Genomic DNA, 16696 nt, shown 5'->3' on the forward strand with positions numbered 1-16696 from the left:
GCTTTAACGATTGTTGCGGTCAGGAGAAGGAGCAGCCACGGGACCGTTAGCGGCGCTTCAGACGCGCGATGTAAAAGCCGTCGCTGCCAAAATGATGCGGCAGCAGCTGCAGCGTGCCGCCGAAATGCCCGCTGCCGTCCGCGGCAGCTCCCGCCGCTTGCAGCGGCGCCAGCACCTCGGCAGGCCATCCTTCCGGATCCGGCGCGAACTCCGGATTGCGGGACAGGAAAGCATCAATCTGACCGGCGTTTTCTTCACCGGCTATGGTGCAGGTGCTGTACAACAGCGTACCGCCCGGCTTGACCAGCAAAGCTGCGGCGTCCAGCAGCTTTTCCTGAATAGCCGCAATCGCGACAATATCGTCCGGCGTTTTGGTCCACTTGATTTCCGGCTTGCGGCGGATAACGCCAAGTCCAGAGCAGGGAGCGTCCAGCAGCACAAGGTCAAAGGACGCATGGGCAAAATGCTCCGGCAGCTCCGCGGCGTCGCCGGAAACTGCTTTTATGACGTCAAGCCCAAGCCGGGCCGCCTGGCTCTCGATGAGCGCGCGTTTATGCGGATGCAGGTCGTTGGCGATAATTTCGCCATGTCCGTCCATAAGCTCCGCCATATGGGCCGATTTGCCGCCCGGAGCTGCGCAGCAGTCCAGCACGCGGAAGCCCGGGCGGGGATTCGCGGCCGCCGCAACGATCATCGAGCTTTCATCCTGAATCGACCACAGCCCTTCGGTGTAACCGTCGGTAGCGGTCAGATTGCCGCCGCGAGCGACAACTACGCCCGCCCAAGGCGCGGCTTCGGACAGACTGGCATGGAATCCGGCCTGCTCCAGCTGCAGAAGCGCCTGCTCAGGGCTTATCCGCAGCCGGTTGACGCGCAGGCTGCTGCGAGGCGGCTCATTGCCGGCAGCCATCATCAACTCCGCCGTCTCGACGCCATAATCAGCGACCCACCGCTCGGTGATCCACTCCGGATACGAATGGCGGAGCGACAGGCGGCGGACGTCGTTTTTCTCGCCGCCGAACGTTTCCGCTTTGAGCTGCGGCAGCTGCCGCACGGCATTGCGCAGCACGCCGTTCAGCATGCCCGAAATTCCGGCATGCCCGCGCCGCCGGCCAATCGTTACCGCTTCGTTTACCGCGGCATGCGGAGGCACGCGGTCGAGGTAAACGAGCTGGTACAGGCTCATGCGCAGCAGCGACAGCACCCATGGCTCCAGCTTGGCAAAGCCTTTGGCGATAAACTGCTGCAGCCAGTAATCCAACGTCAGCCGCCGCTGCAGCGTGCCGTATACAAGCTCGGTCGCGAGCCCGGCATCAGCGCGCGACAGGCCCGATTCCTGCAGCGCTGCGTTCAGCTGCAGGTTGCTGTAGGCGCCGTCGCGGTCAACGCGGACGAGCGCATCCAGCGCGAGCTCGCGCGCGCTGCGCGGCTGCCGCGCCTTCGGCGCGCCCGCTCCGGCGGTGCGCCCGCGCGCGGCGTCTTTGCCGCCGGCTGCGCCGCCCCGGCGGCTTTGCGTGCCGCCGGCCATGCCCGGCCGGCCGGCAGCGCCTTTGCCGGCGCCGGCTGCGCCCGGCTCGCGGCGGCCGCTCATCGGCCGCCGCCTTGCCCGGCGGCCGGGCCTTCCGCGCCGGCCTCAGCCGCCGGCGCGCCAAACACGGTGCCCGCTTGCAGCCGGGCACCCTTCAGCCATTCGGCAGCGGGCATCGCCCGCTTGCCGGCCGGCTGAATGTCCAGCAGCCGCAATACGCCGCTGCCGGTAGCCACGCGGATGCCGTCAGCTCCGGCATCCAGCACCTGCCCCGGCGCCGCGCCCGCTGGCGCTTGCCCGTCCTCGGCTGCGCACACGCGCACCTTGAACGGCTCGCCGCCGAGCAGTGTGAACCCGCCGCTCATCGGCGACAAGCCCCTCACCTGATTGAACAGCTCCCGCGCGCTGCGGGACCAGTCCAGCCGCTCGTCCTCGCGAGTCAGATTCGGCGCATAAGTCGCCTCCTCTTCCTGCTGCGGCACGCGCCGCGCGCGTCCTTCAAGCAGCTCGGGCAGCGTCTCCGCCAGCAGCTTCGCTCCGGCTTCGCTTAACTTATCGAACATCGTGCCGGAATCATCGGCATCGGTAATCGGAACCTCGACGCGGCTAATCATATCGCCGGTATCGAGACCTTCCGCCATGTACATAATCGTCACGCCGGTTACCGGCTCGCCGTTCATAATCGAGCGCTGGATCGGCGCTCCGCCCCGGTATTTCGGCAGCAGCGAGCCATGCACGTTAATGCAGCCCAGCTTCGGAATTTCCAGCACGTCGCGCGGCAAAATCTGACCGTAAGCTGCCGTAACGATCAGCTCAGGCCCGAGCAGCTTCAGCTCCTCGACCGCTTCCGGACGGCGCATCCGCTCCGGCTGCAGCACCGGCAGCCCGTATTCCAGCGCTGCCGCTTTTACCGGCGTCGGCGCCAGCTCTTTTTTGCGGCCTTTTGGACGGTCGGGCTGCGACACAACGCCGACTACTTCACAACCAAGGCTGCGCGCTTCCTCGCTCATCAGCCAATGCAGCGAAGGAACCGCAAACTCGGGCGTTCCCATAAAAACAATACGCATTACCTTCACTCCCCGTCGTCGTTCCGGCGGTCGCGGGCGGAGCCGTCGTAAAGCTCCTCGGCCAAATCGATAAACAGAATGCCGTTCAGATGATCCACCTCATGCTGAAACGCGCGGGCCAGGAACCCTTCCGCCTCAACCTCGAAAAACTCGCCGTCGCGGTTTTGGCCGCGGACACGAACTTTTTCCGCACGGCGCACGTCGCCGTTCAGATTCTGAATGCTGAGACAGCCCTCCGGCCCAAACTGCTCGCCGTCGCGCTCGATAATTTCCGGGTTGACCATTTCAATCAATCCGCGCTCATCCCCGATATCCACCACGATGACCCGTTTGGAGATGCCAACCTGCGGTGCTGCGAGACCAACGCCCTCCGCATCGTACATCGTTTCCGCCATATCCTTGAGCAGCTTGTGAAGATTAGAGTTAAACTTGGTTACTTCCTTTGCGACCTCGCGAAGCACGGGATCGGGATTTTGTACGATGATACGGATTGCCATTAAAAAAGCACCTTCCTTGAATGTAGTCGCAATCGCCGAACTCCATCGGACGGCGAATGAATAACAGAATCGTAAACGGATAAGGCCGAATCGCAATAAACGTAATTCCCCAGCCTGCAAAATTATTATAAAATCATTTGCGGATCAACGTCCACGCTGAACAGTACGCCCGATCGAGGGGCTTCGCCTTCCGTCAGCCGGATCGCCTCCGATACGAGCGCGGAAGCCGGAACCGCTCCGCGATATTTAACCATGCACTGGAAGCGGTAACGGTCCTTGATGCGCGAGATTGGCGAAGCTACCGGTCCAAGCAGCTCCAGCGCCCGCTCGCTGCTGCCGTGCAGCGGCTGCAGGACGCCTCTCTGGGAGGCCAGCTCGCGCAGCTTGCGGGCAAAACGGTCGCTTGTCGCAGACAGGCTCGCCAGCTGCTCATGAGACATCGTTACAAGAATGAGCCGGCAAAACGGGGGATAACCCATAATTCGCCGGTGCTTCATTTCTTCCTGTACAAACCCTTCATAATCATGCTGCTGCGAGGCGGTTACCGCATAGTGGTCCGGATTATAGGTCTGAATGACAACCTCGCCGGGCAAATGATGCCTTCCCGCGCGTCCGGCTACCTGCGTCAGCAATTGAAACGTGCGTTCGCCCGCCCGGAAATCCGGCAGGTTGAGCGAGGTATCCGCCGCAATGACGCCAACTAGCGTCACATAGGGAAAATCGAGCCCTTTAGCGACCATCTGCGTGCCGAGCAGCACGTCCGCCTTGCGCTCTCCGAACAGCTTCAGCCACTTTTCATGCGCGTTTTTTTCGCTCGTCGTATCCACATCCATGCGGATGACCCGAATGCCTGGAAATAGCTTCGCCAGCTCCTCCTCGACCTTCTGCGTGCCCGCTCCGAAATAACGGATCTGCTCGCTGGAGCAGGAAGGACACGTTTGCGGCGCGATTTCCGCATGCCCGCAGTAATGGCAGCGCATCGCTCTGGTCTTCTGGTGGTAGGTGAGCGAGATGTCGCAATGCGGACATTGAGCGGTATAACCGCAAGAGCGGCAAATGACAAACGTGGAGTATCCGCGGCGGTTCAGCAGCAGCACGGACTGCTCGCCGCGCTCCAGCCGTGCTTGCAGCGCTTCATGCAAAGCCCGGCTGAACATAGACCGGTTGCCGCTTTTCAGCTCGTCGCGCATGTCGGTAATCGTAACTGGCGGCAGCGCCTTCGCTCCGACCCGTTCCGCCAGCGAAAGCAGCGCTCCGCTGCCGGAGCCGCCGCGGGATGCCGCCGCGTAGGTTTCAAGGGAAGGCGTCGCCGAGCCGAGCACAACGACCGCTCCATGCTGGCGGGCCCTCTGCACCGCAACCTCACGGGCGTGGTACTTCGGCGTCTCCTCTTGCTTGTAGCTCGACTCGTGCTCCTCATCGATAATAATGAGGCCAAGCTGGGCAAAAGGGGCAAACACCGCTGATCGCGCGCCAATTGCCACCTTGGCCCCGCCGCGCCGGATGCGGCGCCATTCATCATAACGCTCGCCATTGGACAAGCGGCTGTGCAGCACGGCGACCTCATCGCCGAAACGGCCTTTAAACCGCTCTACCATCTGCGGCGTCAGCGATATTTCTGGCACGAGCACAACCGCCTCACGGCCAAGCTCAAGCGCTCGTTGAATCGATTGCATGTAAATTTCCGTTTTCCCGCTTCCGGTAACGCCATGCAGCAGAAAAGTCGCCGGAGCCCCGGCCTCCACCGCATCCCGAATGCGAACAAAAACATCCCGCTGGGCCGCCGTCAGCGGCAGCGGCTCTGACCGCTGGAAGTCACGGCCCGCATAGGGGTCGCGCTGCTGTTCGGCTTCCTCGATGAGGATATATCCCTTTTCCGCCAGAGCTTTTGCAGCGGAGGCGCTGGCTCCCGTGTCGGCCAACAGCGCCTGCAGCGTGATCGGCTCCGCCAGCTGCAGCACATACTGCAGCAGCTCCCGCTGCCTTGCAGCGCGCGCAGGCAGCGCATTCAGCGCGGCTTCAGCCGCTTGCCTGTCCTGCGGCGGGTAAACGGTAAGCAGCGTCCGAACCGACAAACGGTCGCGGATCGACGTCTCTTCAATCAGCAGTCCCGATGCGAGAGCTCGCTTGATCGCCGCCCCAGCCTCCGGATACCGCTGCTGCAGCAATTCCAGCCTCAGCGCTTCCGACCGAGCAAGCTCCTTAATCAGCCCCTCGGGAAGCTCTAAATTTTCCGCTCCCGCGTCGTCCGTTAGCCTTAACGCCGCTTGCTCCAGTCCCGTGCTTTGACCAGGTTCGTCCGCCAAACGAATATAACGCTCCGCTTTGCCTTTTATCGCGGCCGGCACCATTGCCTGCAGCGCAGCCGTCCAGGTACAGCAATACTTTTCACTAATCCACCTTGCCAGCTCCACCAAATCAGGCAGCAGCGGCGGCAGCGGGTCCAGCAGCTCTTGAATCGGCTTCAGCTTGGTCGGCCCTTCCAAGGGAGGTTCAGCTGAAAGGCTGACAACAAAGCCCTGCAGCGTTCTTCCGCCAAACGGCACGCCGACTCTGCTGCCGGGTTCGATCCACGCCTGCATATCGCGGGGAACTAAGTAGCTGAATGGACGATCTGTGCTGCGGCTCGGAACATCAACAATGACGCTCGCAATCACAGCGAAGCCTCAGTTCCGGTTCGCCGCGGAAGACGATCCGCAATCAGCCGCATGAGCCGTTCGGCCGTTTCTCGTTTGCTCAGGACGGGAAGCGCCTCGACCAGCCCGTTACGGTCGAAGATACGAACCGAGTTCGTATCGACGTTAAAGCCCGCACCTTCCATCGTAACGTCATTGGCGACAATCAAATCGCTGTTTTTACGCTGCAGCTTACCCATCGCATGCTCGTCCACGCGGTCCGTCTCCGCAGCAAAGCCGACCAGAAACTGTCCCTTTTTACGGCGGCCAAGCTCGGCTAAAATGTCCGTTGTTTTCTCCAGCTCCATCACGAGCGTGTCGCCGGTTTTTTTTAGCTTGGTCTCATGGCGCACGATCGGCCTGTAATCCGCTACGGCGGCTGCTTTCACGACAATGTCCGCCCCCTCGTACCGGGACAGCGCCTCGTCCAGCATCTGCTCCCCCGACTCCACGCGCACCAGCTCCATTCCTCCGGGAGCAGGCGCGGACGTGCGGGCAGCAATTAGCGTTACCGAAGCTCCCATGTCTCGGGCGGCTTCCGCTATGGCAAAGCCCATTTTGCCGGAGCTGTCGTTTGTCAAATAACGGACTGGATCAAAACGCTCCATCGTGCCTCCCGCCGTAACAACAACCCGTTTGCCCTGCAGCAGCGTCTGCGAAGCAAAAAAACGTCCAACCGCCTCCACGATCTCTTCCGGCTCGGCCAACCGCCCCTTAGCAACATAACCGCATGCAAGCTGCCCCGTTCCGGGATCGATGAAACGGACGCCTCTTCGTCCGAGCAGCTCCATGTTCGCCACGGTCGCAGGATGCTCGTACATATGCACATTCATAGCTGGCGCAGCAATAATCGGCGCAGTCGCAGCAAGCAGCGTTGTGCTCAGCATATCGTCCGCCAGCCCGTGTGCAAGCTTAGCAAGCGTGTTTGCCGTCGCGGGTGCAAGCAGCACAAGATCGGCACGGTCAGCCAAATTGATATGCGTGACAACGGCCGGATCTTTTTCGTCAAACGTATCCAAATGCACATGATGACGCGAAAGCGTCTGCATCGTTAGAGGTGTAATGAAGCGGGCGGCGGATTCCGTCATAATGACATGAACCTCAGCCCCTTGCTGTACCAGCTTGCTGCATAAGGACGCCGCTTTAAAAGCCGCAATGCCTCCGGTGACTCCGAGCAGAATCGTTTTGCCATGTAGCATGACCGTTTCTCCTCTCTATCTGAATACCTTAGCAGTTGAATAATAAAAAAATAACAACCGCAAGGGTTGTTACATCCAATTTGTATGAGGCTGCCCCAATCAGCCGGTTTAAAAGCCGGTCTTGCCCCGCAAGCCGGCTGAAGGTCATATGGGCAACATCTAGTCTTCGTTACGCTGCTCCACCTGCAACAGATCGTGATAAATTTCTTCCAGTGCAACCCCGACCTGCTTATGGGATTTTGCGCCGCGCAGCTCGCTTTTTTCTCCGTCGCGCAGCGAACGCGCCCGGCGGCTTGCTGCTACTACCAGAGAATACTTGCTGTCGACCTTGGTCATCATTTCATCAATAGAAGGGTACAACATAGGTCAATCACTCCGTTCAGGCTTTTTCGGATGCGGTCTGCATACTTTCTGCGAGGCTTGCCAGATATCGTTCCTTGCGACAGTGCTCCGCTGTTACAATACTTTGAATACGATGACAGGCCGCATCGATCTCATCGTTGACAACCGCATAGTCGTAGTAGCGGATCAGATTAATCTCTTCCGCTGCGACCGTCATGCGGGAATCGATAATGTCTTGGCTCTCGGTACCGCGTCCCGTTATGCGCTGTTTGAGCACATCAAGCGACGGCGGCATGAGAAAAATGAATACGCCTTGCGGAAAAGTCTCCTTGACCTTCAGTGCGCCCTGGACTTCAATCTCAAGAATGATGTCCTTGCCGCTGTTGATCGTCTGCTCGACAAAATCCCTTGGAGTGCCGTAGTAGTTGCCTACGTACTCGGCGTGTTCCAGCATCGCACCCCGCGCAATCATGTCCTGGAACTGCTCGCGGGATTTGAAGAAGTAGTTGATGCCGTCTGTCTCGCCCTGTCTGGGCAGGCGTGTCGTTGCCGATACGGAATAAACCAGCTCGGGCATTTTATGCCGAAGCATGGAACAAACCGTGCCTTTGCCGACACCCGACGGGCCGGATAAAACAATCAATAATCCCTTATTCATAATACTCCCCGCTATTATTCGTCGTGATCGTCATCTTTTGCGGACAGCCGGTGTGCTACCGTCTCCGGTTGAACAGCCGACAGGATGACATGATCGCTGTCCGTAATGATAACGGCGCGCGTGCGTCTTCCGTAAGTCGCATCAATCAGCATGTGGCGATCCCGCGCTTCCTGGATAATCCTTTTGATCGGAGCCGATTCGGGGCTTACGATCGAAATGATCCGGTTCGCCGATACGATGTTCCCGAAGCCAATATTGATAAGCTTGATAGCCATGTCAGGTTCTCCCTCCGGACGATATGGAACAGAATCGGACTCCTCTGGCCGGGTCCATCATCTGGCAATGGGCAGAACCATTGCAACTATTGTTGACACATTTCACGCGGCCCAAACGCTTGGCCGCCGCTTCGGGCTGTTGACAAGCGACTTGTTTAAGCTCGCCTCTACAACCGGTGGGCGGGCATTCGTGTACTTATTCTAATCGATAATCGTCAAACGAACAAGTAACAATGCGAAATCTCGAGCAATACGGCTTCGCCGTCGACCAGACGGTGTACGTATGCGAAGGAAATTCGAGAGCTGCATCAGCTTGCTTGCTGCTCTAGAATGAAGAGCAATACGGCTTCGCCGTCGACTAGACTGTGCACGTATGCGTAGGAAATTCGAGAGCTGCATCAGCTTGCTGCTTTTCAATGAAAAGCAATTTAACCGATTGCTTCTTTTAAATGAAGTGCTCTACAGTTCTTCGGCATCTAACGCAACTGAGACGCGCTATTCGGTCGAAAATGGCTTGTACTGACTTTTAACGCAACTGAGACGCGCTATTTACGGATAATGAAGGCTTTTTAGCACTAAAAGTGCCTAATAAGATGTCTCAGTTGCGTTACATTTTAAAAACGCGGTTTTTACATCAATTAAGCCTTCTCAGTTGCGTTAAAACTTGCAGCAGACATTTCCAAGTAACAGCTTCCACCAGCAACAGAGAAATCCAGCAGCAAAAAAACCAAATTAAGCAGCTACCGACAGCAGTGAAACTAACGCCACAAACATAAAATCAGCAACCACCAACAGTTGATAAGATCAACATTAGCAATAAAGCCAACATTAGTGGATAAACCACCATCAGGCACCGCCGCCATCTAGTACAACCAACTATTGCTACCAAACAGTTTCAGTCAAAACCAACTACAGCAACTACCTGCATCGGCCCGAGACGCCTTCTCTTCAGGCGACGGCCCTTTAGCCTAAACTGGTAAATTGTAGTGCAATACGGGCTCGCTTCAAAAGCGTTTCAAAATTCTTGACCGCACGCTACCATCTACCATATCCAGAAAACAAAAAGCCCCCGCCCATAACAGGCGGGAGCTCGCAGAGCATCCTTACTGAACACAGCAGACTAGGCGTTCAATTCTTTGCCAAGCTTCTCGATAGCATTGAAAATTTGGTCGCCATAACCCCAATACGCGTTAAAATCAATAACATACACTTTTTTGTTTTTTACGGCATTGATATCTTTCAGCGCCGGATCGGCATAGATAGCATCAATCGTTTTTTGCGGATCTGGTGCGCCTGTATAGTAGGACATCAGGAGAACATCTGGATTACGGGAAACGACTTCCTCCGTGCTTACATTAGAGCCCTCGATATCGCTGAAGCCGTTTTTCAGGCCAATCCAGCCAAGAGCCTCGTTTTGGAACGTATCATTGATGCCGCTGTAGAATTTAATGCCGCCGTCCTCGGATACAAAAGCAAACGTCTGCTCCTTGCCTTTGCCGACAAATTCGCTTTTCAGCGTCTCAACTTGGCCTTTCAGCTTTTCAATATGCGCAGCAGCTTTATCCTGCACATCGAAAATTTGTCCGATTTGCTCAATATCTTTATACAGGCTTTCCACTGTAGCCCCTTTAAGGCTTGTGCTGTTAATGAAGGTACGGATGCCGAGCTCGTTCAAGCCTTCTACGGTACCTACTCCCCAATCCGCGTCAGCAAACAGATCCGAGCGTCCCATAACCAAATCCGGATTGGCGCCTACAACCGGCTCCTTGCTCACATATTCCTTGGACAAAACAGGAATTTTTGCAAACTCGTCCTTAACTTCAGGGTCCAGCTCACCGTACAGTGCAGCTACGCCTACCATTTTGTCCGTAAGGCCCAGCTTAATGAGCATTTCAGCGATAGGCTGGGTGTTGACGACAACACGCTCCGGAGCTTTTTCGAACACCTGCTCTTTGGCCGCAAATGCTCCTTCTTCTCCATTCATCGTATAGTTTTCAATGGTAAGAGGGTAAGTCGTCGCCCCGGACGCTCCCTCAGATGGCGGAGCAGTTGCCGCTGGCGAAGCCTCCGGCTGGGAAGAATTCGTATTTCCATTGCCGTTTCCGCTGCCGGAACAGGCGGACAGCACGGCCGTCAAAAGCAAAAGAACAAAACATAAAAGTGCGGAGAAACGGATTTTTTTCGGATGCATGATTGTAAAAGACCCCTCTTTCGATAGTTTGCAACCCGATCGGCTAACCTGCCAACACTGGAATGCAGCATTCTAGTTGTTTGAGAACGATTCTCATTATCGTCGTAACTAATCAGCTTGTCAATAATTATTTCACTGCCCTATCAAATCAAATTTTTCATGTTAATCAGATAAGGAACGCCTTCCTTTATGTGTAAACTAGCGATTTATAACCTTAGATTATGAATAACAATTGAACATATTTTTGTTGACGATGAGAATCAATCTCATTTATTCTAGAGGCTGATCTTATTTTCCAACACCATGCCGCTACCAACAAAAGAAAGGTCTGATCTCATGTCTCGTCCCCAATCGTCCGGCTTAACGCCTGGCTCCGCCCTGCGTCCAAAGCTCGGAACATCGGGTTTTATCGGACTGCAGCTAGGTTTGCTTGCGATAACCATTCTTTCGATCGGAATCGCGGTTTCGCTCGGACAGGTGGAAATCCCCCTGAGCCAATCCCTCCGTATTCTGCTCTACCAGCTGACAGGAATAACGCTGGACGGGAATACCGACTTCATGCAAGGCCCTGGCGCCAATATTATTTGGACCATCCGCTTCCCGCGCGTCCTGCTCGCTCTGCTTGTCGGAGCTGGACTTACTCTCTGCGGAACCGTGATGCAGGCCGCTGTACAGAACCCGCTTGCCGATCCTTACATCCTTGGGATTTCGTCCGGCGCAACGCTCGGTGCAACCTTTTCAATATTAATCGGCTTTAGCTTCGCCGGCATTTTTGGACAGCTCGGCCTTGCTTTTTGGGCTTTTGCCGGCGCTTTTGGAGCCTCGCTGCTTGTGCTTGCCCTCGCCGGGTTAGGCGGCAAAATGTCATCCGCCAAGCTTGTGCTCGCCGGCATGGTCATTAACGCCCTGTGCAGCGCCTTCTCGAATTTTCTGATCTATTTTGCTGACAATGCGCAGGGCATCCGTTCCATTACGTTCTGGACGATGGGCAGCCTGGCTGCAGCGAGATGGGATATGCTCCCTCTTGTCATCGCGGCCGTAATTCCAGCCAGCCTGCTGTTCCTTTTTCAAGCCCGGATTTTGAACACGATGCTGCTCGGGGAAGAAACGGCCGTCACGCTTGGCGTCAACCTGAATCTGTATCGCAGAGGATATCTCATTCTGACTGCGCTGCTCACAGGCGTTCTTGTGTCCGCGTGCGGAATGATCGGGTTTGTCGGACTGATTATTCCCCATATCGTACGGGCGCTCGTCGGCTCGGACCATCGCAGACTGCTGCCGATTTCCCTTTGGGCAGGCGGACTGTTCCTCATTTGGACCGATGTGCTGGCCAGGACGATTATTCCCAAAACAGAGCTGCCAATCGGTATTTTGACTGCCTTAATTGGCGCGCCGCTGTTCATGTACATGCTGATTAAAAAAGGATACGATTTCGGAGGGAAATAACCATGGAATTGGATGTAAAAGGACTTTCCGTTTCCATCGGCCGCAGCCAGATCGTGAACCGGATTTCATTGCAGGTAAAAGAAGGGCAGTTTGTCGGTTTACTCGGCCCGAACGGCTGCGGCAAGTCCACGCTGCTTAAAAGCATTTACAAAGCGATTAGCCCCAGCGAGGGCGCGGTGACGCTCGGCGGAACCGACGTGCTGGGCTCCAGTCCCAAAAAAATCGCCAAATCAATGGCCGTAGTCGGCCAATTCAATGAGTTGAGCTTTGATTTTACGGTGCGGGAAATGGTCATGATGGGCCGGACGCCGCATAAAAAACTGCTGGATACCGACAACGACGCGGATCGCAGCATCGCGGAAGAAGCAATGAGAAAGGTCGACATGCTTTCGTATGCAGACCGCAGCTACCTTTCTCTGTCCGGGGGCGAAAAGCAGCGTGTCATTTTAGCCCGCGCACTGGCTCAAGAGCCGCGCTTTCTTGTGCTGGACGAGCCGACCAACCATTTGGACATTAAATATCAGCTGCAAATATTAAGCATTGTCCGCTCGCTCGGCATCGGAGTGTTGGCCGCTTTGCACGACTTGTCGCTTGCCGCCCAGTATTGCACTCATCTGTATGTGCTCAAAAAAGGCGAGGTTATGGCCGAAGGCCCTCCCCGCCAGGTATTAAGCAAATCGCTCATTGCCAGCGTGTATGAAGTCGATTGCGAGTTGTACGACAACCCCATCACCGGGGAACTGAGCATCGCCTATCGGACGGGGCAGGTTGCAAGTCTGTTTTAGCGTTTATCGAATCATTAGTGCGAAATGAAAAAAGGCGGCGCGAGGGATTTTCTCCCAAGCGCCGCCTTTTTTCTACATTCTAGATCAGCTTGCCCCGGAAAACTTCCGCAGCCGGTCCCGTCATGTACACATGATTGTCCTCTTCGTTCCACTCGATATGCAGATCGCCGCCTTTAAGCGAAACGGTCGCTTTGCGATCGGTGAGCCCGTTCAGCACGGAGGAAACGACCGTTGCGCAGGCTCCGGTGCCGCAGGCCAGCGTCGGGCCTGCGCCGCGCTCCCATACGCGCATATCCGCTTGCGAGCGGCTGTTCACAGTTACAAACTCTACGTTTGTTTTGCGCGGGAACATCGGATGGGTTTCCAGCTTCGGCCCCCATGCAGCCAGATCAAAGCCTGCGGCGTCATCGACATAGATGACGGCATGCGGATTGCCCATGGATACCGCCGTAAAAAGGAATTCACGGCCGTCCACCTCAATAGGGTGGGCGATGACGCGCTCAGCGTCAACGGTCGTCGGCACCTGCAGCCCTTGCAAAATCGGCTCGCCCATATCGACGCGAATGAACGCCGCCTTGCCGCCCTCAACCGTCAGCTCCACCTGCTGCACGCCTGCGCCAAGCGTTTCAATCGTCAACGATTGTTTATCCGTATGTCCGTTGTCGAACACGTACTTGGCTACGCAGCGGATTGCGTTCCCGCATTGCTCCGCCTCGGAGCCGTCGGAATTGATAATGCGCATGCGGAAATCCGCGCGCTCCGAAGGCAAAATATAAACCAGTCCGTCGGCTCCGATGCCGAAATAACGGTTGCACAAGTCTACCGCTAGCTTGTCCACGCCAGCCGGCAAGTCCTTTTCCCCGTACACGACGATAAAGTCGTTGCCAAGCCCATTCATTTTTGTAAATTCCATCTCTATGTGCACTCCTTGCTTTCATAAAATGTTCTGTCTTTCTCGCGCTACCTGATTAGCATAGCCGATGCGTTTGCCAAAGGCTATTCCCAAATCGGATGAAGATTTGCACTTATCGTCATGATTGGTTCTCTACAGCAAAAAGCCTTCCGGCGGCGGACCGGAAGGCTTGAAACAGGGATTTGATTTTAACGCAGAGTAGGCTGGCTTCCTCCGCTTGTGTAGCTGATGCGGGATTTTGTCCCGCGCTTTTTGGAAGAACCGAACACACTTCCGATGCCCATAATGAACGTTGGGATTCCAGCCGCCACAAGGACGAGGCACCATTCGCGCAGGCCGATCGACACCGTTTTGAAGATTGGCTGTAGCGCAGGCACGTACAGCACCGCAAGCATGAGAACGAGCGAAGAGAGAACGGCCAGCACTAAATATTTGTTCTGCAAAATATTTCGGTGAAAAATGGAGCGCGAGCTGCGGCAGTCGAACACATGAATCAGCTGCGCCATAACAAGGGTGACAAATGCAACCGTTTGGGCAAGCGCGAGTCCCTGCGCGCCTGCCGGGGCGCTTTTCAGCGTAATCCAGAACGCGCCGAGCGTACAGACGCCGATCAGCACGCCGCGGCTAATGATTTTCCAGCCAAGCCTCCGGGCAAAAATGCTCTCCCGAGCCGGCCGCGGCTTCTGGGTCATCAGATCATTCTCGGCCTGGTCAACGCCGAGCGCCATCGCCGGCAATCCGTCCGTGACGAGATTGACCCACAAAATCTGGATCGGCAGCAGCGGCAGCGGCAGACCGGCCATCATGGCCAGGAACATGGTCAAAATTTCACCGACGTTGGAGGCCAGCAAGTAACGGATAAACTTGCGGATATTTTCGTAAATGTTGCGTCCTTCCTCAATTGCGGACACAATGCTGGAGAAATTATCGTCGCTCAGCACGAGCGAGGACGCCTCTTTGGACACGTCGGTGCCGGTGATTCCCATGGCAATGCCGATATCGGCCGCTTTGATCGCCGGAGCGTCGTTGACGCCGTCGCCGGTCATTGCCACCACATGTCCTTGGCGCTGCAGCGATTTGACGATCCGCAGCTTGTGCTCCGGGGAAACACGTGCGTAAACATAGATGTTGTCCACAACTTTATCCAGCTCGTCATCCGACATGGCAGCAAGCTCCCGCCCGCTGATCGACAATCCGCCGCGCGGCATAATGCCGAGCTGGCCTGCGATCGCTTCCGCCGTCAGCTGATGGTCGCCCGTAATCATAACCGTTTTGATGCCCGCGCGGCGGCAGGTCATAATCGCTCCCTGCACTTCACGGCGCGGCGGATCAATCATGCCGGTTAACCCGGCGAAAACAAGCTGGCATTCCGCCTCGTCCGCCGTCGCACAGCTATCGTGCGCCTTCAAGTCGCGGTAGGCAAGCCCCAGCACACGCAGCGCCGAATGGGCCATGCCCTCCTGAGCCTGCTGTACTTTTGCGCGCAGAGTAGCCGTGAACGGGACCACTTTCCCTTCCCATAAAATATAGGCGCAGCGCTCGAGCAGCATATCCGGCGCGCCCTTCACACAGACAATCCTGCCGCCTTGATGGGAGACGACGACCGACATGCGCTTGCGCTCGGAGTCAAACGGGAACTCCTGTTCACGGCGGTACAGCCCTTCCAGCGAACCGGCAGTCAATCCCATTTTGGCGGCCAATACAACGAGCGCGCCTTCCGTCGGATCGCCTTTGAGCTGCCATGCCTCCTGCGGCTCCGCAGCGGCGCTTGGCTGCGCTCCCCCCTCGTTCCGGCCGTCAGCTGCCCGGACAAGCGCAGCGTTATTGCAAAGCGCGGCAACTTGCAGCAATCGGCGCAGCGAGGAATCGTCTTTCGCCTCAACCGCCTTACTGCCGTCGAAACAGCCGCCTTGCGGCGAATATCCTTCGCCGGTCACCTCAAGCTGGCGGCTGCCCGTCCATACTCGCGTCACGGTCATTTTATTTTGCGTCAGCGTACCGGTTTTGTCGGAGCAGATGACGGACGCGCAGCCAAGCGTCTCAACGGACGGCAGCTTGCGAATGATCGCTTTCCGCTTGATCATGCGCTGCACGCCGAGTGCCAAAGCGACCGTAACGATTGCCGGCAAGCCTTCAGGTATGGCTGCAACAGCCAAGCTCACTCCCGCCAGGAACATGCCGTAAGTCGGCTGTCCATGCAGGATGCCCGCAACGACGACCATAACCGTCAGGAACAGAGCAACGACGATTAATATTTTGCCGAGCTGCTCCAGCCGGCGCTGCAGCGGCGTTTCCATTTCCTCCGTCTGCTGGATGAGATCAGCGATTTTGCCCATTTCCGTGCCCATGCCCGTTCGTACGACAACGCCTTTGCCGGTGCCGCCGGTCAGCATCGTGCCCATAAAACCCATGTTTTTCCGGTCGCCAAGCGGAATATCCTCTTCTTCAATCACGTTTGCATGTTTGGATACCGGCACGGACTCACCGGTTAACGCCGACTCCTCCGCCTGACAGCTGTTCGCCGCCAAAAAACGGATGTCTGCCGGAATGCGGTCCCCGCTCTGCAGCTGAATAATATCTCCCGGGACAAGGTCGCTTGCCGGAACGGCCTCTGCCGTCCCGCCCCTTAACACATTGGCGAGCGGCGCGGACAGCTCCTTGAGCGCCCGCAGCGAACGCTCCGCCCGGAACTCCTGAATAAAGCCGAGCACGGCGTTGATGATAATAATGGCAATAATCGTAATCGCATCCAGAAACTCGCCGAGCAGACCGGAAATGAGCGTTGCGCCGATCAGCACCAGCACCATAAAGTCCTTGAACTGATTCAGGAAAAGCTTAACCGGCGAGAGCTTCTCGCCCTCAGTCAGCTCGTTGCGGCCATGCTCCGCCAGGCGCCTTTCCGCCTCCTCCGGAGCCAGACCGCTTTCCGGCGAGCTGCCAAGCTGCGACAGCAGCTCTTCCTCCGACAGCCGATGCCAATTCGTGTTTTCCATTCGACTCTTCTCCCTCCCGCGTCGCACGAATGCTGCCGCCAGCATCCGCCAGGCTCTAGGACACTATATGAGGACAATCCTCGAATTATCCCTTGTCCCTGGCGAGTATTATGACCGTCAGCCGAGA

General features: G+C 56.8%; 13 protein-coding genes. 2 read left to right on the plus strand and 11 right to left on the minus strand.

Features of this window, described 5'->3' with window-relative positions; all coding sequences use genetic code 11:
• Nucleotides 1-46: 46 nt before the first annotated feature.
• The 9 genes from rsmB to M3223_RS02160 all read right to left on the minus strand — a co-directional run bounded on the left by rsmB (nucleotide 47) and on the right by M3223_RS02160 (nucleotide 10432).
• Nucleotides 47-1591 (minus strand): 16S rRNA (cytosine(967)-C(5))-methyltransferase RsmB, encoded by a 1545-nt coding sequence (gene rsmB / locus M3223_RS02120; RefSeq protein WP_251558468.1) that lies wholly within the window; start codon nucleotides 1589-1591, stop codon nucleotides 47-49.
• Nucleotides 1588-2595, minus strand: coding sequence for a methionyl-tRNA formyltransferase (gene fmt, locus M3223_RS02125; RefSeq protein WP_251558470.1), 1008 nt, complete (start codon nucleotides 2593-2595; stop codon nucleotides 1588-1590). Before fmt ends, rsmB begins: the two co-directional genes overlap by 4 nt.
• A gap of 5 nt (nucleotides 2596-2600) precedes the next feature.
• On the minus strand, nucleotides 2601-3092 hold the full coding sequence (gene def, locus M3223_RS02130; protein WP_251558472.1) for a peptide deformylase: 492 nt from the start codon (nucleotides 3090-3092) through the stop codon (nucleotides 2601-2603).
• Nucleotides 3093-3217: 125 nt separating this feature from the next.
• Nucleotides 3218-5749: a primosomal protein N' gene (priA, locus tag M3223_RS02135; protein ID WP_251558474.1), complete on the minus strand. Its 2532-nt coding sequence runs from the start codon at nucleotides 5747-5749 to the stop codon at nucleotides 3218-3220.
• The gene (gene coaBC, locus M3223_RS02140) at nucleotides 5746-6966 is read right to left on the minus strand and encodes a bifunctional phosphopantothenoylcysteine decarboxylase/phosphopantothenate--cysteine ligase CoaBC (protein ID WP_251558477.1); all 1221 of its coding nucleotides are present in this window, start codon (nucleotides 6964-6966) and stop codon (nucleotides 5746-5748) included. Before coaBC ends, priA begins: the two co-directional genes overlap by 4 nt.
• A 159-nt stretch (nucleotides 6967-7125) precedes the next feature.
• The gene (rpoZ, locus tag M3223_RS02145) at nucleotides 7126-7329 is read right to left on the minus strand and encodes a DNA-directed RNA polymerase subunit omega (protein ID WP_251558479.1); all 204 of its coding nucleotides are present in this window, start codon (nucleotides 7327-7329) and stop codon (nucleotides 7126-7128) included.
• Nucleotides 7330-7345: 16 nt separating this feature from the next.
• Complete coding sequence (gmk, locus tag M3223_RS02150) at nucleotides 7346-7966, minus strand: guanylate kinase (protein WP_251558481.1); 621 nt, start codon at nucleotides 7964-7966, stop codon at nucleotides 7346-7348.
• Between the two features lie 14 nt (nucleotides 7967-7980).
• Nucleotides 7981-8241 (minus strand): extracellular matrix/biofilm regulator RemA, encoded by a 261-nt coding sequence (gene remA, locus M3223_RS02155; RefSeq protein WP_006036475.1) that lies wholly within the window; start codon nucleotides 8239-8241, stop codon nucleotides 7981-7983.
• Nucleotides 8242-9361: 1120 nt separating this feature from the next.
• Complete coding sequence (locus tag M3223_RS02160; protein ID WP_251558483.1) at nucleotides 9362-10432, minus strand: ABC transporter substrate-binding protein; 1071 nt, start codon at nucleotides 10430-10432, stop codon at nucleotides 9362-9364.
• Nucleotides 10433-10768: 336 nt separating this feature from the next.
• On the opposite strand from M3223_RS02160, the gene M3223_RS02165 reads away from it, so the two are divergent.
• Entirely contained in the window at nucleotides 10769-11878 is a 1110-nt protein-coding gene (locus M3223_RS02165; RefSeq protein WP_251558485.1) for a FecCD family ABC transporter permease, read from the plus strand.
• A 2-nt stretch (nucleotides 11879-11880) separates the two neighbouring features.
• Nucleotides 11881-12663 (plus strand): ABC transporter ATP-binding protein, encoded by a 783-nt coding sequence (locus M3223_RS02170; RefSeq protein WP_251558487.1) that lies wholly within the window; start codon nucleotides 11881-11883, stop codon nucleotides 12661-12663.
• A gap of 79 nt (nucleotides 12664-12742) precedes the next feature.
• On the opposite strand, the gene dapF is transcribed toward M3223_RS02170, so the two are convergent.
• Together dapF and M3223_RS02180 are read right to left on the minus strand one after the other, a co-directional pair.
• Complete coding sequence (gene dapF / locus M3223_RS02175) at nucleotides 12743-13576, minus strand: diaminopimelate epimerase (protein ID WP_251558489.1); 834 nt, start codon at nucleotides 13574-13576, stop codon at nucleotides 12743-12745.
• Between the two features lie 188 nt (nucleotides 13577-13764).
• Entirely contained in the window at nucleotides 13765-16569 is a 2805-nt protein-coding gene (locus tag M3223_RS02180) for a calcium-translocating P-type ATPase, SERCA-type (protein WP_251558492.1), read from the minus strand.
• Nucleotides 16570-16696: the final 127 nt, after the last annotated feature.

Origin of the sequence: Paenibacillus pasadenensis, assembly GCF_023715725.1 — a bacterium.
Lineage (GTDB): Bacteria > Bacillota > Bacilli > Paenibacillales > Paenibacillaceae > Paenibacillus_O > Paenibacillus_O pasadenensis_A.

Bases quoted from the DNA above. Each gene is read 5' to 3' on its own strand.
- rsmB (WP_251558468.1), bottom strand. From the start codon at position 1,591: ATGAGCGGCCGCCGCGAGCCGGGCGCAGCCGGCGCCGGCAAAGGCGCT.
- fmt (WP_251558470.1), bottom strand. From the start codon at position 2,595: ATGCGTATTGTTTTTATGGGAACGCCCGAGTTTGCGGTTCCTTCGCTG.
- def (WP_251558472.1), bottom strand. From the start codon at position 3,092: ATGGCAATCCGTATCATCGTACAAAATCCCGATCCCGTGCTTCGCGAG.
- coaBC (WP_251558477.1), bottom strand. From the start codon at position 6,966: ATGCTACATGGCAAAACGATTCTGCTCGGAGTCACCGGAGGCATTGCG.
- rpoZ (WP_251558479.1), bottom strand. From the start codon at position 7,329: ATGTTGTACCCTTCTATTGATGAAATGATGACCAAGGTCGACAGCAAG.
- gmk (WP_251558481.1), bottom strand. From the start codon at position 7,966: ATGAATAAGGGATTATTGATTGTTTTATCCGGCCCGTCGGGTGTCGGC.
- remA (WP_006036475.1), bottom strand. From the start codon at position 8,241: ATGGCTATCAAGCTTATCAATATTGGCTTCGGGAACATCGTATCGGCG.
- M3223_RS02160 (WP_251558483.1), bottom strand. From the start codon at position 10,432: ATGCATCCGAAAAAAATCCGTTTCTCCGCACTTTTATGTTTTGTTCTT.
- M3223_RS02165 (WP_251558485.1), top strand. From the start codon at position 10,769: ATGTCTCGTCCCCAATCGTCCGGCTTAACGCCTGGCTCCGCCCTGCGT.
- M3223_RS02170 (WP_251558487.1), top strand. From the start codon at position 11,881: ATGGAATTGGATGTAAAAGGACTTTCCGTTTCCATCGGCCGCAGCCAG.
- dapF (WP_251558489.1), bottom strand. From the start codon at position 13,576: ATGGAATTTACAAAAATGAATGGGCTTGGCAACGACTTTATCGTCGTG.
- M3223_RS02180 (WP_251558492.1), bottom strand. From the start codon at position 16,569: ATGGAAAACACGAATTGGCATCGGCTGTCGGAGGAAGAGCTGCTGTCG.